Below are 20,157 nucleotides of genomic sequence, written 5' to 3' on the forward strand. Positions count from 1 at the left end.
CGCTTGAGTCCGCCCATGTCCGCACGCACCGAAACCCTGGCTTACACCGGCGCCGCTGGCCGCATCGATTGCGCCGTCGATTGGCCCGACGGCACGCCGCGGGGCTGGGCGCTGGTGCTGCACCCGCATCCGCTGCAAGGCGGCGCGCGCGAGAACAAGGTGGTCACCACCATCGCGCGGGCCTGCGTGCAGCATGGCCTGGTCGCGGTGCGCCCCAACTTTCGCGGCGTCGGTCTGTCCGAAGGCGAATTCGACAAGTCCGTGGGCGAGACCCGCGACATGTTGGCCCTGGTGACGCAGGTGCGCGAGCAGCTGCCCGAGCTGGCGCAGGCACCCTGGGTGCTGGCCGGCTTTTCCTTCGGCACCGCCGTCGCCGCGCAGACCTATGCGGCGCTGGCCGAGCAGGGCGATGCGCCGCTGCCCTCGGCGCTGATGCTGATGGGCCCGGCAGTGAACCGGTTCCAGTCGCACGAGGTGCAGGTGCCGGGCGACACGCTGATGGTGCATGGCGAGCAGGACGAAGTCGTGCCGCTGTCCGAGGCCATGGACTGGGCCCGGCCGCGCTCGATCCCGGTGGTCGTGATCCCGGGCGCCTCGCATTTCTTCCATGGCAAGCTGCTGGTGCTGCGCGAACTGGTGCAGGCGCGCCTGACGGTCGCGCTGGGCTGACGGGCGCCTGACCGCGGCGCCGCGGCCGCGCGGCGTTGCAACAGGTTGCATGTTGGAGCACGCGGGGAACCCCCCGCGCGCGGGACGGGTCCTATCGACTGCCTATAATTGTCAGCCACTTGCCCCGCGCCGGCGGGCGTCTTTCCTGGACCCACGTTGCCGATGAAGAATTTGCCTTACTCCGCCCAATCCCCCGTTGTCTTTGCCCGCCGTGCCCTGTCGGGCGCCGTGCTGGCCGCGCTGCTCGCCGCCGGCGCGCCGGTCCTGGCGCAGCAACAGGCGCCCGCCGCCGCGACCGCACCCGCGGCCGCCGTGCCGGCGACGACGGGAGTGGTGCCGGTGGGCGACGTGTCGGCCGTGCCCGCGCCCACCATCGCCGCCAGGGCCTGGATCGTCATCGACGTGAACAGCGGCCAGCTGCTGGCCGCGTCCAACCCGGACCAGAAGGTCGAGCCGGCCTCGCTGACCAAGATCATGACCGCCTACGTGGTCTTCAATGCGCTCGAGGAAAAGCGCCTGACGCTGGAGCAGACCGTGCCCGTGTCCGAGCACGCCTGGCGCACCGGCGGCTCGCGCATGTTCATCGAGCCGCGCAAGCCGGTCACGGTGGACGAGCTGAACCAGGGCATGATCGTGCAGTCGGGCAACGACGCCTCGGTCGCGCTGGCCGAGGCCGTGGGCGGCAGCGAGACCGCCTTCGCCGCGCTGATGAACCAGGAAGCCGAGCGCCTGGGCATGAAGAGCACGCACTTCATGAACGCCACCGGCCTGCCCGATCCGCAGCACACCACCAGCGTGCGCGACCTGGCCACGCTGTCCTCGCACCTGATCACCGACCATCCGCAGTTCTTCCACTACTACAAGCAGAAGAGCTACACCTACAACAAGATCACCCAGCCCAACCGCAACCGCCTGCTGTGGGCCGACCCGTCGGTCGACGGCATGAAGACCGGCCACACCGATTCGGCCGGCTACTGCCTGGTGTCGACCGCCATGCGCGGCGACCGCCGCATCCTGGTGGTGGTGGTGGGTACCGATAGCGAAGCGACCCGCGCCGAGGAAAGCCTGAAGCTGCTGAACTGGAGTTTCCAGAACTTCGACACGGTCAAGCTGTTCGACAAGAGCCAGCCGGGCATCGACGCCCGCGTCTGGGAAGGCACCGTCGAAACCGTCAAGCTCGGCCCGCCCAACCCGGTCTCGATCGCCGTGCCGCGCGGCAAGGCCGGCGAGCTCAAGCCGGTGGCGCAGCGCAACGATCCGCTGATCGCGCCGCTGGCCAAGGGCCAGCAGGTCGGCACCCTGCAATTCACGCTGGACGGCAAGGTGCTGCGCACCGAGCCGCTGGTGGTGCAGGACGCGGTCGAGCGCGCGGGCTTCTTCGGCCGCATGGTCGATACCGTCAAGCGCTGGTTCAATTAGGCTCACCCCCGAAGCGCCTTTGGCGCTTCCCCCTAGGCGGGCCCCCCTCGAGGGGGCGCCACTACGGACCGGCGGAGCCGGATCCGTGTGGCCCCGCTTGTGGGGCGGTGGTGGCTGGCGGGGGGCGTGCCTCGAACTCTCTTGAGTGTTCTTGGCTGTGGTTGTGCTGTCTCGTGGCTTTGTGATTTGAAGTTCCCACTTTGAAGAACCTCATCGTTTCTGCGCCGCCGTTGGCGGCGCGGGTGTAAGCTTGCTACGGGCGTTTCCCTTCGGGGGCGCCCGTTCTCCATTTGGGCGCGCGCCGGGCGGCGTGGCCCTGTCCAATTCATATTCTTGGGGGTTTCATGATTCCGGGCGTGCAGGGCGACAGCCAGGCTTATCTCAATGGTGATTTCCTGCGTATCGACGAGGCCAGGATCTCCGTGCTGGACCGGGGCTTCATCTTCGGCGACGGCATCTATGAAGTCGTGCCGGTGTACCACGGCAAGGCCTTCCGCATGGCCGAGCACCTGAACCGTCTGGATCGCAGCCTGGCGGCGCTGCGCATCGCCTCGCCCCACGACCGGGACGGCTGGGTCAAGCTGGTCAATGAGCTGTTGGCCCGCAATACCCAGGAGACCTGCATCGTCTACCTGCAGGTGACGCGCGGCGTGGCCAAGCGCGATCACCAGTTCCCCGCCGTGCCCGTGCCGCCCACGGTGTTCGGCATGGTCTCGCCCTGGGCGCCGCCGTCGGCCGCGCAGCGCGCCAGCGGCATGACGGCCATCAGCATTCCCGACGAGCGCTGGCTGCACTGCGAGATCAAGTCCGTGTCGTTGCTGGGCAATGTGCTGGCCAAGCAGCAGGCCGTGGATGCGCAGGTCGATGAAGTGGTGCAGTTCCGCGACGGCTTCCTGACCGAAGGCGCGTCCACCAACGTCTGGGTGGTGTCCGGCGGCAAGCTGCTGGCCCCGCCCAAGAACAACCTGATCCTGGAAGGCATCCGCTACGGCCTGATGGGGGAGCTGGCCGCCGAGGCCGGCATCCCCTTCGAGTCGCGCCGCATCACCCGCGAGGAAGTGGAAAACGCCGACGAACTGCTGATGTCCTCGGCCACCAAGGAAGTGTTGCCGCTGGTGGCACTGGACGGCAAGCCGGTGGGTTCGGGCAAGCCTGGCCCCGTTTATGAGCGCCTGCGCGCGGGTTATGATGCCCGCATCGCCGGCCTGTAAGCAGGCCGCAGCACGCGCCAGTTCCCACGCTTTCGTCGGTGCTGGCGCACCACCCGCGACGCCTGGACGGGCATCGCTACGCGGGTGGGTTTCACATCAGGCTTCCATCATGCACATCCCGCCCGAAGAATCCCTCATCGAGTACCCCAGCGACTTTCCCATCAAGGTCATGGGCAAGCAGCATCCCGAGCTGGCCCAGACGCTGACCGAGCTGGTGTTGCAGTTCGACCCGGGCTTTGACGCCGCCACTGTCGAGATGCGGCCCAGCAAGGGCGGCAACTACATGGGGCTGACCTTCACCGTGCGCGCCACCTCGCGCGAACAGCTCGATGCGCTGTACCGCGCGCTGCATGGCCACCCCATGGTGTCGATCGTCATCTAGGCCGGCATGGCTGTGATCAAGTGGCTCGCGAGTCCGGCCGACTACCTGTCGGTCTGGCGCGACATGCAGGACTACACCAACCTGCGCGGCGCCGACACGCCGGACGAGATCTGGCTCTGCGAGCACGCGCCGGTCTACACGCTGGGGCAGGCGGGCTCGCCCGAGCATGTGCTCAATCCCGATGGCATCCCCATCGTGCATTGCGACCGGGGCGGGCAGGTCACGTATCACGGCCCGGGCCAGGTCATGGCCTATGCGCTGTTCGACCTGCGGCGCGTTGACATGTACGTCAAGGAATACGTCACGTTGCTCGAGGGCGCGGTCATCGATACGCTGGCCGGGGCCGGCGTGGCGGGGGCCTGCCGCAAGCCCGGCGCGCCGGGCGTGTATGTGCCGGATCCCGACGGCGGCGGCGAGCTGGCCAAGATCGCCGCGCTGGGCATCAAGATCCGCAACGGCCGCGCCTATCACGGGGTGTCGTTGAACGTGGACATGGACCTGGCGCCCTTTCTGGGCATCAATCCCTGCGGCTACGCCGGCCTGCGCACCGTCGACATGGCGGCCTGCGGCGTGCGCCGCGAGCTGGCGGACGTGGGCGAGGCGCTGGCGCGCAATCTGGTTGCCGCCTGGCGCCGCGCACGGCCCACGGCGGTCGGCGGCGAACCCGCCTGTAGCCCCGTCTGAACGCCGGTTCAGACGCAGCCCCCGCCATCCGCCGTCCCGCCAGATCCTTCTCGTCCAACATGAAACCCATCACCGCGGCAGACATTTCCGCCACCACGCCCGAGCAGCTCGCCGCGCTGCGCGCCGGTCCGCCAGAGGCCTACGCCGCCTGGATCCAGGCCGCCGCCGACCTGGGGCTGCTGGAGGCCCAGGCCATCCTGGGCCAGATGCTGCTCGACGGCCATGGCATGGCGCGCGACGCCGAGGCCGCGCTGGGCTGGTTCAAGCGCGCCGCGCAGGCCGATCACCTCATGTCCATCAACATGGTGGGCCGCTGCTACGAGAACGGCTGGGGCGTGGCGCGCGACGAGACCGTGGCCGCCTATTGGTTCCGGCTGGCCGCCGATCGCGGCCTGGACTGGGGCATGTACAACTACGCCCACATGCTGCGCGATGGCCGCGGCGGCGTGGCGCAGGATCCGGCCGCCGCGCTGGCCCTGTACCAGCGCGCGGCGCAGTCCGGGCACGTGAAGTCCATCGGCGTGGTGGGGCGTTTCCACGAGGCCGGAAGCGTCGTGCCGCGGGATCTGGAGCAGGCGTTCGACTGCTACCGGCGCGCCGCCGAGGGCGGCGATTTTCGGGGCATGTTCCATCTGGGCCGGCTGCTGCTGCAACGCGGCCGGCGCGACGAGGCCAAGCCTTGGCTGGACCGCGTGCCCCAGACCGCCACGCCAGCCTTCCTGCGCGAAGCGGATGCCATGTTGCGGGACATGGGCGAAGCGGCGCGCTACGGCGCAGCCACCGTCCAGGGCGCGTAATCCGGCTCCGTCCGGCGGCTTTGCGCCGGACGCCGAGCGGTTCGCGTGGCTGGGCGAAGGTCGGTCACGCAGCCTGCTTCGTGCCTGCCGCATCGTCGGTGCGGCAGCCTGCAGCGCTCAGGTGCTGAGCCGCGCTTCCAGGACCGCCTCCAGCATGATGCGCGCGCCCGGTCCGCGATCGCCCGCCAGCCGTTCCAGCAGCAGCAGGCCGGCGCGCCGGCCCACCTCCGCCGCGCTGGCCGTGAGGGTGCTCAGGCCCGGCGCCCACTGCGCCGCGCTGCCGTCCTCCGAAAACCCCAGCACCGCGACATCCTGCGGCACATGCAGATCGCGGTTGTGGGCCTCGGACACGCAGGCGGCGGCCAGCAGGTCCGAACTGGCGAACACGGCGTCGAACAGGGTATTGGTGGCTAGCAGCCGCAGGAAGGCCATCCGGCCGTCGTTCAGCTGCCAGGCCTCGGGCTGCACGATGTCGGCTGCCAGTTCCAGGCCCAGCGTCCGCGCGGCGTCGAGGAAACCCTGGCGGCGCTCGCGTTCCCACGGCGTGTCGGCGCTGACGCAGGCGACGCGCGCGTAGCGCTTGTCGGCGAAATGGCGGGCAGCCAGGCGGCCCGATTCGGCATTGGCGAGCAGCACGGCGCTGTCCAGCGGGCCGGCGGGCGCCGCCCAGGTTTCCACGACAGGGATTTCCAGCGCCGCCAGGGCGGCGCGCAGGCCGGGAGGGTCCACCGGTCCAAGGCTTAGCGCGGCGGCCGGGGCCAGCGCATGCAGTCCTGGCCCCGATGCCGGCTCATGCCAGGGACCGGCCGCCAGGTAGTAGCCCGCGCCGGCCAGGATGCCGGCGCAGGCCTGGGCGGCTTGCGCCGCCGGCCCCGTGTCCAGGCGAGGGGCGATCAGGGCGATGGGGCGGGGTGTTGCGGACATGGGCGCGAGTCAAGGAAAACGACAGCCGTGACGATAACCCAGGCGCCGGCGTCGCCCCTGGATGGCCCCCCGGCGGGCGCGGCGGGGCCATGGAGGGTAAAATGCCCTTTTTTGTCTCGGACCGGGCGCCTGGGCGCGCCGGTCATGAAGGTGCCTCATGTCCACGCTTGTCGAGTCCCCTGTCCCCTCGGACGAATCCGCCGCCGCTTCCGCCGCGGCCTACGATCCGACGCAAAAGCAGAAGTCGCAGGCCAAGACCGCGCGCATTCCGATCAAGATCGTTCCGGCCGAACGCCTGAAGAAGCCGGAATGGATCCGCGTCAAGGCCGCCGCGCCCGGCTCGCGCTTCTACGACATCAAGCGCATCCTGCGCGAGCACAACCTGCACACGGTCTGCGAGGAAGCGTCCTGCCCCAACATCGGCGAATGCTTCGGCAAGGGCACGGCCACGTTCATGATCATGGGCGACAAGTGCACGCGCCGTTGCCCCTTCTGTGACGTGGGCCACGGACGTCCCGATCCGCTGGACCCCAAGGAACCCGAGAACCTCGCGCGCACCATCGCCGCGATGAAGCTGTCCTACGTGGTCATCACCTCGGTCGACCGGGACGACCTGCGCGACGGCGGCGCCGGCCATTTCGTCGATTGCATCACGCATATCCGCGAACTGTCGCCCACCACCCGCATCGAGGTGCTGGTGCCCGACTTCCGCGGCCGCCTGGACCGCGCGCTGACCATCCTGAACGCCGGTCCTCCGGACGTCATGAACCACAACCTGGAAACCGTGCCGCGCCTGTACAAGCAGGCTCGTCCGGGTTCGGACTACCTGCACTCGCTGAAGCTGCTGGCCGAGTTCAAGAAGCTGCATCCCGAGGTGCCGACCAAGTCCGGCCTGATGCTGGGCCTGGGCGAGACCGACGAGGAAATCCTGCAGGTGATGCGCGACATGCGCGAGCACAACGTGGACATGCTGACCATCGGCCAGTACCTGCAGCCGTCGGAGCACCATCTGCCGGTGCTGCGCTACGTGCATCCGGATACGTTCGCGATGTTCGAGCGCGAGGCCTATGCGATGGGCTTCACGCACGCGGCGGTGGGCGCGATGGTGCGGTCTTCGTACCATGCGGACGAGCAGGCGCACGCGGCGGGCGTCAACTGAGCGCCGGGGCCGGCGACGGCCCGGCCGCATTCACGGCCATGACGGACCGGACAGGGCTCTACGCCCGTCCGGTCCGTTTTTCTTTGCACGGCCGCAGGCGTCAGGGGAAATACTCCGCCGCCGCGAACGGCGGGGCCTGCTGGTCCTTGGCGGAAAGCTGAGGGTCCATGCCGGCGGGCCAGTCGATCGCCAACCGGGGGTCGTTCCAGATGATGCAACGCTCGAGGTCGGGTGCGTAGTATTCCGTCGTCTTGTACAGGAATTCGGCGGACTCGCTCAAGACCAGGAAGCCGTGGGCAAAGCCGGGCGGGATCCAGAGCTGGCGGCGATTCGTTTCGCTGAGCTCGGTGCCGACCCATTGCCCGAAGCTGGGCGAGCTCTTCCGGATATCGACCGCGACATCGAACACCGCGCCGCGCACCACGCGCACGAGCTTGCCTTGCGCCTTTGGCGCCAGCTGGTAGTGCAGGCCCCGCAGCACGCCTCGCGCGCTCTTGCTGTGGTTGTCCTGGACAAAGGTCGTGTCCAGCCGGGTCAGCTGCTGGAAGACATGCTGATTGAAGCTCTCCATGAAGAAGCCCCGGTCATCGCCGAAGACCCTGGGTTCGAACAGCACGATATCGGGAATGGCCAATCGGGTGGCTTGCATCAGTAGACCTTTTCCACCAGCAGGCGTTGCAGGTATTTGCCGTAACCGTTCTTGGCCATGGGCGCGGCCAGGGCTTCGAGCTGCGCGGCGGAAATCCATTGGCGCCGATAGGCGATTTCCTCGGGACAGGCGACCTTCAGGCCCTGGCGGTTTTCCAGAGTGGAAATGAACTGGCTTGCCTCCAGCAGCGACTCGTGCGTGCCGGTATCCAGCCAGGCATAGCCGCGTCCCATGATTTCCACGGCAAGCTGGCCTTGTTCCAGGTAGGTCCGGTTGACGTCGGTGATTTCCAGTTCGCCGCGGGCGGACGGCCGGATCTGCCTGGCGATATCCACGACCTGCTGGTCGTAGAAATAGAGGCCGGTCACCACGTAGTTGGATTTGGGCTGCTTGGGCTTTTCTTCCAGCGACAGCACCTTGCCGCTCGCATCGAACTCTGCCACGCCATATCGTTCGGGATCGTTGACGTGGTAGGCGAATATGCTCGCGCCATGCTGGCGTTCGTTGGCGTCCTGGAGCAGATACGTCAGATCGTGGCCGTAGAAGATGTTGTCGCCCAGCACCAGCGCGCAGGGGGCGTTGCCGATGAACGTATCGCCGATGAGAAAGGCCTGGGCCAGGCCGTCGGGCGAGGGCTGCACCGCGTATTGCAGGTTCAGTCCCCATTGCTCGCCGGATCCGAGCAGCTGCTGGAAACGCGGCGAGTCCTGGGGCGTGGAAATGACCAGGATGTCCTGGATGCCCGCGAGCATGAGCGTGCTGAGCGGGTAATAGATCATCGGCTTGTCGAACACGGGCAGCAGCTGCTTGCTGATCGCCAGGGTGGCCGGGTGCAGCCGCGTGCCGGAACCGCCGGCCAGTATGATGCCTTTGCGCTTCATGCGGCTTGCTCCAATGACGTGAGTTGATCCACGGTCCGGTCGACGTGCACCGTCCAGTCGGGCAGCTGCAGTTTGAGCGAGTCGCTCAGGCTGCGGGTATCAAGGCGGGAATTCCGGGGCCGCGCGGCCGGCAGCGGGTAGTCCTGAGTCGCGATGGGGTGGATGGCGCCGGCGCTGGCGCGCAGCGCGACGCCTTGTCGCAGCGCCCGCGACACCACGTATCGCGCGAGCCCGTGCCAGGTCGTCTCGCCCCGCGCCGTCAGATGATGGATGCCGTGGGGCAGGGCGCCGCGCTGGCTGGCGGCGATGGCGTGCGCGGTGACATCGGCGATCAGTTCGGCCGATGTGGGCGCGCCATGCTGGTCGGCCACGATATTCAGCGCGTCGCGTTCCCGGGCCAGTCGCAGGATGGTCTTGACGAAGTTGCCGCCGTGCGCCGAATGGACCCAGCTGGTACGCAGGATCAGGGCGCGGCAGCCGCTGTCGAGGATGGCGCTTTCGCCATCGCGCTTGGTGACGCCGTAGACGCTGAGTGGATTCGTCGCGTCGCCGGGCTGGTATGGCGTGCCTTGGGCGCCGTCAAAGACGTAGTCCGTCGAATACTGCACCAGCAGGACGCCATGATCCCGTGCGTAGCGGGCCAGCACGCGGACGGCATCGGTATTGATGGCGCGCGCCATGACGGGATCCGACTCGGCCTTGTCCACGGCCGTGTAGGCCGCGGCGTTCACGATCATATCGGGCGCTTGCGCTTCGAGCGCGGCGCTCAATTGCCCGGCATCCGCAAGGTCGGCCTCCTGCCTGCCAAGCGCCACGACCGTGCCCAATGGCAGCAGGGAGCGCCTCAGTTCATGGCCGATCTGTCCGTTCTTGCCTAGGAGTAGGATTTTCATGGGGCACCGGGTTCACGGGCATCTGTCGGGCGAGGGCGGCCGGGCCGCCTGGGCGCTAGGCCTGGTAGTGGGTCTGGACCCAGTCGCGGTACGCCCCGGAAACGATATTGGAAACCCAGGCCGGGTTCTGCAGGTACCAGATGACGGTCTTGCGCAATCCGGTCTCAAAGGTCTCGGCGGGCTGCCATCCCAGTTCGCGAGCCAGGCGCGAGGCATCGATCGCATAGCGCCGGTCGTGTCCCGGCCGATCCTTGACGAAGCTGATCTGCGTCCTGTAGCTCTGGCCGTCGCGGCGCGGGCGGAGTTCGTCGAGCAATTCGCACAGGGCGTGCACAACGTCCAGATTGGCCTTTTCGTTGTTCCCGCCCACGTTGTAGGTCGCCCCGGACTCGCCGTCCGCCAGCACCCGGCGTATCGCGCTGCAATGGTCCTTGACGTAAAGCCAGTCGCGAATCTGCTGGCCGTCTCCGTATATGGGCAAGGGCTTGCCGGCCAGCGCATTATGGATAACCAGCGGAATCAGTTTCTCGGGAAAATGATAGGGCCCGTAGTTATTCGAACAGTTCGTCGTCAGGACCGGCAGCCCATAGGTATGGTGATAGGCGCGCACCAGATGGTCGCTCGCCGCCTTGCTCGCCGAGTATGGGCTGTTGGGTTCGTACCGGCTTGATTCCGTGAAGGCGGGCGCCGTGGCATCCAGCGATCCATAGACTTCGTCCGTGGACACGTGCAGGAACCGGAAATGACGCCTGGCGGGCTCGGGCAGCGGATTCCAGTATTCGCGGACGGCTTCGAGCAGGTTGAAGGTGCCGACGATATTGGTCTGAATGAATGCGCCCGGCCCGTATATGGACCGGTCGACATGCGATTCGGCCGCGAAATTCAGGATGGCCCTGGGTTGATGTCGGGTCAGCAAGCTGGCCACCAGCGCGCTGTCGCCAATATCGCCGTGCACGAATATGTGCCCAGGGTGGGTTTTCAACGAGGCCAGGTTCGCGATATTGCCCGCGTAGGTCAGTTTGTCCAGAGTGATTACTGGCTCATCGTCTTGAGCCAGCCAATCCAGCACAAAATTCGAGCCAATAAAGCCGGCGCCACCAGTAACAAGAATACTCATTGTCTTCAAGGGCCTCGGAAAGGACGCATTCCGCGTGGGCGTGCAGATAATCCATTATGCCGCAAAGCCCCGCGCTGTCCGCAATCAGCCTTGCCGGGAGTGGCTGCTGCTCCAGAAGACATCGGTTTTACCGGCCGCGACGTTCAGATGCCGCGCCAGCACGAACATCAGGTCCGACAGACGGTTCAAATACTGTCTTACCGGCGCATTGACGTTGTCGGTGCGCGCCAGCGCCACCACCGCCCGTTCCGCGCGCCGGCAGGTCGCGCGCGCCACGTGCGCAAGCGCGGCGGTACGCGAGCCGCCGGGCAGGATGAACTCGCGCAAGGGCGGCAGCGCCGCGTTGTAGTGGGCCAGCCGGGCGTCCAGGCGGGCGATCTGTTCCTCTTTCAGCGCCGCATGGCCCGGTATGCACAGCTCCGCGCCCATGTCGAACAGGTCATGCTGGATGGCCAGCAGGTCCGCGGCCACGTCCTCGGGCAGTGTTTCGGTCAGCAGCAGGCCAATGGCGCTGTTCAGTTCGTCCACGTCTCCCAGCGCCGCCACGCGGGGGGCGTCCTTGGCGCAGCGGGAGCCGTCCCCCAGTCCGGTGGTGCCGTCGTCCCCGGTGCGGGTGGCGATGACGGATAGGCGGTTGGCCATGGCGGCTCCTGTAGTCGGTGACGAAGCGTTAGGGAATCGACGGCTTGGTAAGCCCGGGCCGGGTTCACCGGGGCGCGCCGCAAACAAACGTCGGAATTGTTGCGTAATCGGTGGGGAACTGTTGCGTTCGGGCGCTATCCTAGCATTGTGGAAAGCGCGTTCGCGGCCTCGGTCCGGCGCAGGCTTTCGTTGCTACAGGAGGATGAGTCCATGGCTTTCAACCGCAGATACGCCACCCCCATGGCGATCGCCACCGCGATGGCGGTCGTGTCCCTGGCCACGCCGCTGGCCTTTGCCCAGCAGGCCGACGCCAGCGGCGAGGTGCGCCGCGTCGATCCGGCCGCCGGCAAGGTGACGATCAAGCACGACGCCATCAAGGCGCTGGACCTGCCAGCCATGACGCTGGTGTACGAAGCCGATCCGGCGCTACTGGCCAAGATCAAGGCCGGCGACAAGGTGAAGTTCACCGCCGAGCGCAAGGACGGCAAGTATGTGGTGACGGCGATCAGTAATTGAATCTGTCCAGGGGTTGAAGAAAACGGCGCATAGCGCCGTTTTTTTATGGCCGTTGACTGTGATGGGTAGTTACAATGAGAAAATTATTGGTTCATTTATTCATGTCCAATGTTCAACACGAATCGCTGGTTGTATTGGGTGGGGGCGTCGACGCTCGTGTGCTTGATTGCGGCTTGCGCGGCGCCCGTGCAGTACGCGCCATCCCGTCTGGCGGCTCCGGCAGCCGCAGTCGGGCAGGAGCCGAATCGGAGCGTCGAGGAAACGCTGGTGGTGAAGCTGCCCACTGGGTTCAAGCGCGAAATCGGCAAGGGCAGTCTCTGGCGAGCGGCGGGCGCCATTGCAGAAGGCGAGGTATTCCGTCCAGTCGGCACGGTCTTCACGATTGAAGGCAGGCAAGTGCACGAGGCCTGGCTGGTGGTTTCTGGCGGAACCCTCGTAGGGTTCTATCTACCGGGAGACCAGGCCTACTCGGCGCTGGCGTCTCCTCTTCCCTTGAAGCTTGGAGGTTTGCAGTGAAGCGAGCAGTGAAGATTACCCTGGCGGCGCTGGTTTCGGTCATGATGGCCGGATGTGCTTCGGGCGTGAAGCATGCGCAGATGGCATCCAGCATTCCGGCGGTGCAAACGGGAGAAGGGCGTATTTATTTCCTGCGTTCGGCATCGATGTTCGGCGCGGCCTTGCAGACCGATATCCGTTTGAACGATGAAGTGGTGGGTCGTTCGCAGCCCGGCGGGTTCTTCTATGTGGACAGGCCCCAGGGTGCGTACAAGGCAGCGGCGTCCACCGAGACGGAAAAGACGCTGAGTTTCGTGCTGGATGCGGGCGAAACCAAGTACGTGCGCAGCTCCCCGTCGGTGGGTCTGCTGGTGGGCCGCATCGTGCTGGAGCTGGAAACGCCAGAGAAGGCCCAGAAAGAGCTGAGCGGCCTGAGCTATACGGGCAAGCCGCTGGGGGCACCGACGGCGGCCAAGTAGTCTGCGGGTGCTTGCCGATCGGGCGGACGGATGGCTGCATCCGTCCGCCCGATCGTTTTACAGCACGTAGCGCGCCAGATCCTGGCTGCTGGCCGCTTCGGCCAGTTGCGCGTTGACGTAGGCGGCGTCGATCCGCACCGTCTTGTCGCTGGTGGAGGTGGCATCGAACGACAGCTCGTCCAGCAGCTTCTCCATCACCGTGTACAGGCGGCGCGCGCCGATGTTCTCGGTGGTTTCGTTGACGTCGTAGGCCAGCTCGGCCAGGCGGCGCACGCCTTCCTCGGTGAACTCCAGCTCCAGGCCCTCGGTGGCCATCAGCGCGGTGTACTGCTTGGTCAGCGAGGCGTCGGTGGACGACAGGATGCGCACGAAATCCTCGGCCGACAGCGAATCCAGTTCGACGCGGATCGGGAAGCGGCCCTGCAGCTCGGGGATCAGGTCGGACGGGCGCGACAGGTGGAAGGCGCCCGAGGCGATGAACAGGATGTGGTCGGTGCGGACCATGCCGTAGCGGGTGTTCACCGTGGTGCCTTCGACCAGCGGCAGCAGGTCGCGCTGCACGCCCTGGCGCGACACGTCGGCGCCGCCGGTTTCCTGGCGGGCGGCGATTTTGTCGATCTCGTCCAGGAAGACGATGCCGTTCTGTTCGACATTGTTGATGGCGGCGGTGCGCAGGTCTTCCTCGTTGATGCGCTTGGCCGCTTCCTCGTCGACGATCAGCTTGAAGGCGTCGCGCACCTTCATCTTCTTGGGCTTGGTCTTGTCGCGCGCCAGGCCGGCGAACATGCCACGCAGCTGCTCGGCCATTTCTTCCATGCCGGGCGGCGTCATCACGTCCATCTGCGGCGCGGCCTGGGCTACTTCGATCTCGATTTCCAGATCGTCGATCTTGCCTTCGCGCAGGCGCTTGCGGAAGGTCTGGCGGGCGCTGTTGTCCTCGCCGCGCTCGGGCTCGCCCGATACGCCGCGGGCCGGCGGCACCAGCGCGTCCAGGATGCGGTCTTCGGCGGCGTCCTCGGCCTGGGTGCGCACGCGGCGCATTTCCAGCTCGCGGGTCTGCTTGATCGAGTATTCGGTCAGGTCGCGGATGATGGTGTCGACGTCGCGGCCGACGTAGCCCACTTCCGTGAACTTGGTGGCCTCGATCTTGATGAAGGGCGCGTTGGCCAGCTTGGCCAGGCGGCGCGCGATCTCGGTCTTGCCCACGCCGGTGGGGCCGATCATCAGGATGTTCTTGGGGTGGATCTCGTGGCGCAGCGGCTCGGCCACCTGCTGGCGGCGCCAGCGGTTGCGCAGCGCGACGGCGACGGCGCGCTTGGCGCGGTTCTGGCCGACGATGTATTTGTCGAGTTCGGAGACGATTTCTCCGGGCGTCATGTTGGATGCGGACATGAGAGCGGGTCCTTCGGGCTAGGCGGGGTTGGGGGCAGCGCGGCGCTGTGGGCGCGCCGTGCGGCGTGCGTCATTCGCCCAGCGTTTCGATGACGTGGTTCTGGTTGGTGTAGATGCACAGGTCGCCGGCGATTTCCAGCGACTGCTTGACGACGGCCTCGGGTGACAGCTCGGTGTTGCGCAGCAGCGCCAGCGCGGCCGACTGGGCATAGGCGCCGCCCGAGCCGATGGCCGCCAGGCCGTGCTCGGGCTCGAGCACGTCGCCGTTGCCGGTCAGCACCAGCGTGTGCTCGGCGTCGGCCACGATCAGCATGGCTTCCAGGCGGCGCAGCACGCGGTCGGTGCGCCAGTCGCGGGTGAGTTCGACCGCCGCGCGCATCAGGTTGCCCTGGTGCTTCTCGAGCTTGGCCTCGAAGCGCTCCTGCAGCGTGAACGCGTCGGCGGTGGCGCCGGCGAAGCCGGCCAGGATCTTGTCGTGGTACAGGCGGCGGATCTTGCGCGCCGTGCCCTTGATGACGATGTTGCCCAGGGTGACCTGGCCATCGCCGCCCAGTGCGACGCGGTTGCCGCGACGCACGCACACGATGGTGGTGGCGTGAAATTGTTCCATGCGTTCCTTCCTTTGAAAGGACTAGCTGGGGGCGGGCCGGAAAAATTCAAGGCGCGGCGCAGCGGCCTGGAAGCGGACAAAGACCGGGCGGCACAAGGCGCGCCATCGACCCGGAGCCGCCGCATGGCCATCTTCGTTCCGGAAAAAGAAAAAGGCCATGCTGGAAACCAGCATAGCCTTTCAGCACGACGGACGGATTACGGAACGTATCTGCAAAACCATCCTGTCACCCCCCCAGCCACTCCCGACGCATGAAGCCGATGCCACTTCATCGGGGCCGCACGGAGCCGGCTTTGCCGGTCCGTAGCGGCGCCCCTGGGGGGGAAGCGCGTAGCGCTCGGGGGCGGGTCTCAACCTTCCGGTCCGTAGCGGTGCCCCTGGGGGAAGCGCGTAAGCGCTTCGAGGGGGCAAGCTCAATCGCCGTAGAGTTTTTGACGCATTTCGCGGCGTTCCTGCGCTTCCAGCGACAGGGTGGCCGTGGGGCGGGCCAGCAGGCGGGGGATGCCGATGGGTTCGCCGGTTTCCTCACACCAGCCATATTCGCCGCTGTCGATGCGGGCGATGGACTGCTGCACCTTCTTGAGCAGCTTGCGCTCGCGATCGCGCGTGCGCAGTTCCAGCGCGTGCTCTTCCTCGATCGTGGCGCGGTCGGCGGGGTCCGGCACGAACTGGGTTTCCCGCAGGTGCTCGGTGGTCTCGCCGGCGTTGGCCAGGATGTCCTGTTCGAGTTGTTTGAGCCGTTCCTTGAAGAACGCCAGCTGGCGCTCGTTCATATAGTCGGACTCGGGCATGGCCAGCAATTCTTTTTCGCTGGGCAGATCAATCGCCGTATCGCTCGTCGACTTGCTTGATTTCTTGGTTGCTGCCTTGGTAGCCATGTAAACACTCCACTATGAATCGATCCTGGCGCGGGATCCCTTCCCGGTTCGTGCTGCCTTCTGCCTACGCTATTCGTACCTCACAGTACTGCCTTCGTCGCATCGCGTCACGTATCCAGGACGGGGGTTTACCCCGCCAGGCACTGCTCCAAGCCCCGGGTGAAAATTTCCTGGGGCAGCTTGCGTCCGATGAAGACCATCTTGGTCGACGGTTTTTCGGCCGCGGTCCACGGCTTGCCGGGTTCGGCGCCCATCATCATGTGCACGCCCTGGAACAACATGCGGCGGTTGATGCCCTTCATGTACAGGATGCCCTTGTAGCGCAGCAGGTCGGGACCATAGACCTGCACCACGCCGCCCAGGAATTCTTCCAGGCGGGCCGGATCGAACGGCTTGTTCGAGCGGAACACGAAGGCGCCGATCTCGTCGTCGTGCTGGTGGTGATGATGGTGATGGGCATGATTGCAATGCGCCCCGCACTCGCCGGCGTGCTCATGATCGTCGTGATCGTGGCCATGGCCGTGATCGTGGCCGTGGTCATGCCCGTGGGCATGGTTGTGGGCCGCGTCGGGGTGCTCATCGGCCAGGAAGTCCGGGTCGATGTCGAGAATGGAATTCAGGTTGAAGCCGCTGATGTCGATGATGGACTTCAGGTCCACTTCGCCGAAGTTGACCGGCGTGATCGGCGCGCGCGGGTTCATGTGCACCAGGCGGTTGCGCAGCGCTTCGTAGTCGGCTTCGTTGACCAGGTCGCGCTTGGAGATCAGGATGCGATCGGCGAAGCCGACCTGCTTCTGCGCTTCGGACTGTTCGTCCAGCGTGACCATGCCGTGCTTGGCGTCGACCACCGTCACCACCGCGTCCAGGCGGTAGTACTCGGCGATGTCGTCGTCCATGAAGAAGGTCTGGCACACCGGGCCGGGGTTGGCCATGCCGGTGGTTTCCAGGATGACGCGCTCGAAGTTCAGCTCGCCGGCCTGGCGCTTGGCGCGCAGGTCGGACAGCGTGCGCATCAGGTCGCCGCGGACCGTGCAGCAGACGCAGCCGTTGGACAGCTCGATGATTTCCTCGTCGCGGTCCTGCACCAGCAGGTCGTTGTCGATGCTTTCCGGTCCGAATTCATTTTCGATGACCGCGACGCGGCGGCCATGGAATTCGGTCAGGATGCGCTTGAGCAGGGTGGTCTTGCCCGCACCGAGAAAGCCGGTGAGGATGGTGACGGGAACCATTTTGTCCAAACTGCGCGGGGTGTTCATGGCGAAGCTGCTTGCGTGAAGTTAAACAGACAGGGACTAGGCGGGCGGTCCAGCGGCGCCGCTTGCGGCGACCGCCAAGTGGGCGTGCCGGTGGATGTGAGCCGATCTTTCGCGGATTGCCGGCACTGTGACTGCCAGGACGCGTTGCGTCTCCTGGCCCGCCAGGGCCGCCAAGCCGGCGCTGCGATCGGTGCAGCCACCTGCCGGATGTCGTTCTGCCACGGGCTGCGAAGGCCGCCAATGGCGACCGGACGCAGGATTACAGCACAGTCGGGGGCGGGGGGCAAACCCCCGGAATAACCCGGGGCCGGAGCCCGGCCAGATCGCGGCTGTACGCCATCAAGTATCGGGCGATACCACTATTTGGGGGCGGTTTGCCCGGTTTCAAGAGTAGGGGAGGCCATGGGAAGGTTCACCCACGAAGCGCCTGCGGCGCTTCCGAGGGGGAGACCCACCCCCGAGCGCCTGCGGCGCGTCCTCCTCAAGGGGGCGCCGCTGCGGACCGGCGGAGCCGGCTCCGCGCGACCGCGTTTGTGGGGCACCTGGGGAATGCGGGCGGCGTGCAAAATAAAAGGGGCGGATTGTCCGCCCCTGTCGCTGCCCTTGCCGGACGGTGCTCAGTGCCGGTGGTTGTGGTGGCCGGCGTCGGCGGGCTGCTTCTGCTGGCACTGCGGGCAGAGCGCGCGGATCTCGGTTTCGTGGGTGGCCAGCGTGAAGCCGGTCTGGGCTACGCGTTCGGCCAGCTGGCGGCTCATGGCGGGATCGGACAGCTCGGCCACCGCGCCGCAGCCGGTACAGACCACCAGCAGATCATGCGGCGCGCCGCCTGCGTCGTGGCAGGCGCTCCAGGCGTTGACGGCGTCCAGGCGGTGGACCAGGCCTTCGTCCATCAGGAAATCCAGTGCCCGGTAGACGGTCGGGGGTGCCGCGCCAGGGTGCACTTCGCGCATGGCGTCCAGCAATTCGTAGGCCTTCAGGCTGCGGCCGTGGCGCAGCAGCAGTTCCAGCACCTTGCGGCGGATGGGCGTGAGGCGGCGTCCGCGCTGTTCGCACAGCGCTTCGGCGACGCTGAGCTGGGCGCCTACGGTGTCACTGCGGGGAGAGCGGGGCGTAGCGGGCATGGCGGGCGATATCTATCAAGGGGGTGAAGCACGCGCGCCGCGCGCGCGATGGCTGGAAGGTAGCAGAAAACCTCCAGATGCGGGCGGGTCCAGGAAAATCCAAGTGGATTAGTTATGATATAACATAATAGAAACTAGCCTGAGCTCAGCTCCTCCCGGCTTCGCCGCCCGCCGCCTTTTTCTTGCTTTTCGCCGTATGTCCCACTTCACGCTTCTGCCGCCGAGGCCGGGCGCCACGCCCGCGCGGCGTCTTGCCCGTTCCGCTTTCCTGGTTTCCGCATGGCGCCGCATGGCCGGCGCGGCGCTGGCCGCCGGCGGCCTGTGGGCGCTGACCAGCTGGGCGCTGGGTTGGTGGGGCGCATGAGCGCCGCGCTGCCGCCCGGGTCCGCCGCGGGTTGCGCCGTCGCCGACGCCGCCATCGAACTCGACCAGATCTCCTTCGGCTGGCACGGGCATCCGGCGCTGCGCTCCGTCTCCGGCAGCTTCGTCGCCGGCGGCATGACCGCGGTGGTCGGTCCGAACGGCGCCGGCAAGTCCACGCTGATCAAGGGCATCATGGGCGTGCTGCCCCCGATGGCCGGCGCCTTGCGGATCGCCGGCGCGGGCCGCGCCGGCCTGGCGTGGCTGCCGCAGGCCGCCGAGCTGGATCGCAGTTTTCCCATGACGGTGCTGGAGCTGGTGGCGATGGGCGCCTGGCGGCGGGTCGGCGCCTGGCGCCGCTACCGTGGCGAGGAACTCGACGGCTGCATGCAGGCGCTGGAGACCGTGGGCCTGGCCGCCGAGGCGGGCCGCGGCCTGGATGCCCTGTCCGGCGGCCAGATGCAGCGCGCGCTGTTCGCGCGCATGCTGGTGCAGGATGCGCCGGTGCTGCTGCTGGACGAGCCCTTCGCCGCCGTGGACAGCCATACCGCCGAACAGCTCATGGCGCTGCTCTGCGGCCTGCACCAGCAGGGCCGCACCGTGATCGCCGTGCTGCACGACCTGGATGTCGTGCGCGGCCATTTTCCGCAATGCCTGCTGCTGTCCGGATCCGTCGTGGCCTGGGGCCGCACGGAAGAGGCCTTGAGCGAGGCGCATCTGCGTGCCGCGCGCGAGCGGCAAGGCGGGAGCCTGGCATGACGCTGGCCGGCTGGATCGTTTCGCCGTTCCTGGACTACGGCTTCATGCGGCGCGCCCTGGCCGGCGCCTGCGCGCTGTCGCTGGGCGCCGCGCCGTTGGGCGTGTTCCTGGTGCTGCGGCGCATGAGCCTGATGGGCGACGCCATGTCGCACGCCATTCTGCCGGGCGTGGCGGCGGGCTTCCTGCTGTCCGGGCTGTCGTTGTGGGCCATGATGCTGGGCGGCATCCTGACCGGCCTGGCGGTGGCGCTGCTGTCGGGCCTGGTGGCGCGGCTCACGCCGCTGCGCGAGGACGCCAGCTTCGCCGCCTTCTATCTGATCTCGCTCGGCCTGGGCGTGCTGCTGGTGTCGCTGCGCGGCTCCAACATGGACCTGCTGCACGTGCTGTTCGGCACCGTGCTGGGGCTGGATGACGATGCCCTGCTGCTGGTCACGGGCACGGCCAGCGTCACGCTGTTGGTGGTGGCCGCCATCTATCGCCTGCTGGTGGCTGAATGCCTGGACCCGGGATTCCTGCGCGCCAGCGGCGGCGCGGGCGGCTGGGTGCACATGGGCTTCCTGGTGCTGGTGGTGGTGAACCTGGTGGCGGGCTTCCAGGTGCTGGGCACGCTGATGGTGGTGGGGATGATGATGCTGCCCGCCGCATCGGCCCGCTTCTGGGCGCTGTCCGCCGCGCGCCAGATTCCGCTGGCGGCCGGGCTGGGGCTGTTCTCGTCCGTGGCCGGCCTGCTGGTTTCCTATCACTTCAATGTGCCCGCCTCGCCCGCCATCATCCTGGCCGCGGGCGGCTGTTACCTCTTTTCCATCGTCGGCGGCCCGCGAGGCGGGCTGCTGCGGGCGCGCCGTCTTGCCGGCCGCGCCTGAT

Annotated in this window: 25 protein-coding genes; 14 read left to right on the plus strand and 11 right to left on the minus strand. The window is 67.1% G+C overall.

Annotated features, from left to right (window positions below; all coding sequences use genetic code 11):
• Window positions 1-15: 15 nt before the first annotated feature.
• From AC6LJ9_RS03475 to AC6LJ9_RS03500, 6 genes are all read left to right on the plus strand, one after another.
• Window positions 16-669, plus strand: a complete 654-nt coding sequence (locus AC6LJ9_RS03475) for an alpha/beta hydrolase (protein WP_498146433.1) — start codon at window positions 16-18, stop codon at window positions 667-669.
• A 162-nt stretch (window positions 670-831) separates the two neighbouring features.
• Window positions 832-2,088 (plus strand): D-alanyl-D-alanine carboxypeptidase family protein, encoded by a 1,257-nt coding sequence (locus AC6LJ9_RS03480; RefSeq protein ID WP_103271643.1) that lies wholly within the window; start codon window positions 832-834, stop codon window positions 2,086-2,088.
• A gap of 344 nt (window positions 2,089-2,432) precedes the next feature.
• Entirely contained in the window at window positions 2,433-3,299 is an 867-nt protein-coding gene (locus AC6LJ9_RS03485) for a D-amino acid aminotransferase (protein WP_498146434.1), read from the plus strand.
• A 109-nt stretch (window positions 3,300-3,408) separates the two neighbouring features.
• On the plus strand, window positions 3,409-3,681 hold the full coding sequence (locus tag AC6LJ9_RS03490) for a YbeD family protein (RefSeq protein ID WP_103271641.1): 273 nt from the start codon (window positions 3,409-3,411) through the stop codon (window positions 3,679-3,681).
• 12 nt (window positions 3,682-3,693) lie between these two features.
• On the plus strand, window positions 3,694-4,365 hold the full coding sequence (gene lipB, locus AC6LJ9_RS03495; protein ID WP_212319206.1) for a lipoyl(octanoyl) transferase LipB: 672 nt from the start codon (window positions 3,694-3,696) through the stop codon (window positions 4,363-4,365).
• A 59-nt stretch (window positions 4,366-4,424) separates the two neighbouring features.
• Window positions 4,425-5,162, plus strand: a complete 738-nt coding sequence (locus tag AC6LJ9_RS03500; protein ID WP_498146435.1) for a tetratricopeptide repeat protein — start codon at window positions 4,425-4,427, stop codon at window positions 5,160-5,162.
• A gap of 117 nt (window positions 5,163-5,279) precedes the next feature.
• On the opposite strand, the gene AC6LJ9_RS03505 is transcribed toward AC6LJ9_RS03500, so the two are convergent.
• Window positions 5,280-6,086, minus strand: coding sequence for a LacI family DNA-binding transcriptional regulator (locus AC6LJ9_RS03505; RefSeq protein ID WP_498146436.1), 807 nt, complete (start codon window positions 6,084-6,086; stop codon window positions 5,280-5,282).
• 157 nt (window positions 6,087-6,243) lie between these two features.
• Here AC6LJ9_RS03505 and lipA point away from each other — a divergent pair, with 157 nt between their 5' ends.
• Entirely contained in the window at window positions 6,244-7,245 is a 1,002-nt protein-coding gene (gene lipA / locus AC6LJ9_RS03510) for a lipoyl synthase (RefSeq protein ID WP_212319191.1), read from the plus strand.
• Between the two features lie 100 nt (window positions 7,246-7,345).
• On the opposite strand, the gene rfbC is transcribed toward lipA, so the two are convergent.
• The 5 genes from rfbC to AC6LJ9_RS03535 form a co-directional block, all read right to left on the minus strand.
• Complete coding sequence (gene rfbC, locus AC6LJ9_RS03515) at window positions 7,346-7,894, minus strand: dTDP-4-dehydrorhamnose 3,5-epimerase (protein ID WP_498146437.1); 549 nt, start codon at window positions 7,892-7,894, stop codon at window positions 7,346-7,348.
• Entirely contained in the window at window positions 7,894-8,775 is an 882-nt protein-coding gene (rfbA, locus tag AC6LJ9_RS03520) for a glucose-1-phosphate thymidylyltransferase RfbA (protein ID WP_498146438.1), read from the minus strand. Before rfbA ends, rfbC begins: the two co-directional genes overlap by 1 nt.
• Window positions 8,772-9,668: a dTDP-4-dehydrorhamnose reductase gene (rfbD, locus tag AC6LJ9_RS03525; RefSeq protein WP_498146439.1), complete on the minus strand. Its 897-nt coding sequence runs from the start codon at window positions 9,666-9,668 to the stop codon at window positions 8,772-8,774. The genes rfbA and rfbD overlap by 4 nt, the downstream gene beginning before the upstream one ends.
• Before the next feature lie 55 nt (window positions 9,669-9,723).
• Window positions 9,724-10,785: a dTDP-glucose 4,6-dehydratase gene (gene rfbB, locus AC6LJ9_RS03530; RefSeq protein ID WP_498146440.1), complete on the minus strand. Its 1,062-nt coding sequence runs from the start codon at window positions 10,783-10,785 to the stop codon at window positions 9,724-9,726.
• Window positions 10,786-10,869: 84 nt separating this feature from the next.
• Complete coding sequence (locus AC6LJ9_RS03535) at window positions 10,870-11,427, minus strand: cob(I)yrinic acid a,c-diamide adenosyltransferase (protein ID WP_498146441.1); 558 nt, start codon at window positions 11,425-11,427, stop codon at window positions 10,870-10,872.
• A 210-nt stretch (window positions 11,428-11,637) separates the two neighbouring features.
• On the opposite strand from AC6LJ9_RS03535, the gene AC6LJ9_RS03540 reads away from it, so the two are divergent.
• The 3 genes from AC6LJ9_RS03540 (at window position 11,638) to AC6LJ9_RS03550 (ending at window position 12,917) form a co-directional block, all read left to right on the plus strand.
• On the plus strand, window positions 11,638-11,943 hold the full coding sequence (locus AC6LJ9_RS03540; protein ID WP_103271605.1) for a copper-binding protein: 306 nt from the start codon (window positions 11,638-11,640) through the stop codon (window positions 11,941-11,943).
• A 108-nt stretch (window positions 11,944-12,051) separates the two neighbouring features.
• Window positions 12,052-12,459 (plus strand): hypothetical protein, encoded by a 408-nt coding sequence (locus AC6LJ9_RS03545; RefSeq protein WP_498146442.1) that lies wholly within the window; start codon window positions 12,052-12,054, stop codon window positions 12,457-12,459.
• Window positions 12,456-12,917 (plus strand): DUF2846 domain-containing protein, encoded by a 462-nt coding sequence (locus AC6LJ9_RS03550; protein WP_498146443.1) that lies wholly within the window; start codon window positions 12,456-12,458, stop codon window positions 12,915-12,917. Before AC6LJ9_RS03545 ends, AC6LJ9_RS03550 begins: the two co-directional genes overlap by 4 nt.
• 57 nt (window positions 12,918-12,974) lie before the next feature.
• Here the strand turns inward: AC6LJ9_RS03550 and hslU are convergent, their stop codons facing one another.
• Together hslU and hslV are read right to left on the minus strand one after the other, a co-directional pair.
• Window positions 12,975-14,309, minus strand: coding sequence for an ATP-dependent protease ATPase subunit HslU (hslU, locus tag AC6LJ9_RS03555; protein WP_498146444.1), 1,335 nt, complete (start codon window positions 14,307-14,309; stop codon window positions 12,975-12,977).
• Between the two features lie 70 nt (window positions 14,310-14,379).
• Window positions 14,380-14,919 (minus strand): ATP-dependent protease subunit HslV, encoded by a 540-nt coding sequence (gene hslV / locus AC6LJ9_RS03560; protein ID WP_103271603.1) that lies wholly within the window; start codon window positions 14,917-14,919, stop codon window positions 14,380-14,382.
• Between hslV and AC6LJ9_RS03565 the strand changes: the two genes are divergently transcribed.
• Window positions 14,905-15,174: a hypothetical protein gene (locus tag AC6LJ9_RS03565; protein ID WP_498146445.1), complete on the plus strand. Its 270-nt coding sequence runs from the start codon at window positions 14,905-14,907 to the stop codon at window positions 15,172-15,174. The genes hslV and AC6LJ9_RS03565 overlap by 15 nt on opposite strands.
• 158 nt (window positions 15,175-15,332) lie before the next feature.
• Here the strand turns inward: AC6LJ9_RS03565 and dksA are convergent, their stop codons facing one another.
• From dksA to AC6LJ9_RS03580, 3 genes are all read right to left on the minus strand, one after another.
• A complete protein-coding gene (gene dksA, locus AC6LJ9_RS03570) occupies window positions 15,333-15,797 on the minus strand; it encodes an RNA polymerase-binding protein DksA (RefSeq protein ID WP_006389752.1) in 465 nt (154 codons plus the stop codon).
• Between the two features lie 128 nt (window positions 15,798-15,925).
• On the minus strand, window positions 15,926-17,053 hold the full coding sequence (locus AC6LJ9_RS03575) for a CobW family GTP-binding protein (RefSeq protein WP_212321886.1): 1,128 nt from the start codon (window positions 17,051-17,053) through the stop codon (window positions 15,926-15,928).
• A gap of 617 nt (window positions 17,054-17,670) precedes the next feature.
• Window positions 17,671-18,174 carry a Fur family transcriptional regulator gene (locus AC6LJ9_RS03580; RefSeq protein ID WP_103271601.1) on the minus strand — a complete coding sequence of 168 codons (504 nt, stop codon included), beginning with the start codon at window positions 18,172-18,174 and terminating at the stop codon, window positions 17,671-17,673.
• Window positions 18,175-18,370: 196 nt separating this feature from the next.
• Here AC6LJ9_RS03580 and AC6LJ9_RS03585 point away from each other — a divergent pair, with 196 nt between their 5' ends.
• From AC6LJ9_RS03585 to AC6LJ9_RS03595, 3 genes are read left to right on the plus strand one after another with little or no spacing between them, the layout of a single operon-like run.
• Entirely contained in the window at window positions 18,371-18,538 is a 168-nt protein-coding gene (locus AC6LJ9_RS03585; RefSeq protein WP_498146446.1) for a hypothetical protein, read from the plus strand.
• Window positions 18,535-19,293 (plus strand): metal ABC transporter ATP-binding protein, encoded by a 759-nt coding sequence (locus AC6LJ9_RS03590; RefSeq protein ID WP_498146447.1) that lies wholly within the window; start codon window positions 18,535-18,537, stop codon window positions 19,291-19,293. Before AC6LJ9_RS03585 ends, AC6LJ9_RS03590 begins: the two co-directional genes overlap by 4 nt.
• On the plus strand, window positions 19,290-20,156 hold the full coding sequence (locus tag AC6LJ9_RS03595; protein WP_498146448.1) for a metal ABC transporter permease: 867 nt from the start codon (window positions 19,290-19,292) through the stop codon (window positions 20,154-20,156). Before AC6LJ9_RS03590 ends, AC6LJ9_RS03595 begins: the two co-directional genes overlap by 4 nt.
• The last annotated feature ends 1 nt before the right edge of the window (window position 20,157 follow it).

Source organism: Achromobacter sp. 1011811831 (assembly GCF_059760905.1).